This is a genomic window from Achromobacter sp. SIMBA_011, assembly GCF_046535435.1.
GTDB classification, from domain to species: domain Bacteria; phylum Pseudomonadota; class Gammaproteobacteria; order Burkholderiales; family Burkholderiaceae_B; genus Achromobacter; species Achromobacter dolens.
Genome location: NZ_JAWRWN010000524.1, coordinates 1 through 269, shown reverse-complemented (window position 1 = coordinate 269; position 269 = coordinate 1). Strand labels below are relative to the sequence as shown.

The 269-nt window shown below is 62.1% G+C and carries 1 protein-coding gene; it reads right to left on the bottom strand.

Annotation, left to right across the window (positions count from 1 at the left end):
- Positions 1-269 (bottom strand): hypothetical protein (locus tag SB816_RS31990; protein WP_410548241.1); only part of this gene is annotated, 269 nt, incomplete at both ends.

Genomic DNA, 269 nt, shown 5'->3' with positions numbered 1-269 from the left:
GCGTAATCGTTCCGCCAGCGTTGTTCAATTGCGCGGGAGCGAGCGTCAGGTCCGTACTGTTCGTCTGGATCACACCGCCAGCGGAATTGTCGAGCGTGCCGCTCACATTGACGCCCATCGCCGACGACCCATACTGCGTGATCGTGCCGCCGTGGTTCGTCAGATTCGGCGTGCTCAGTGCGAGCTGATTGGCTGTGAGCTGTCCACCGCTATTGTCGAGCGTCGAATCGGCTGTGACCGACAGATTCGGCGCAACGATCGCGCCGCCC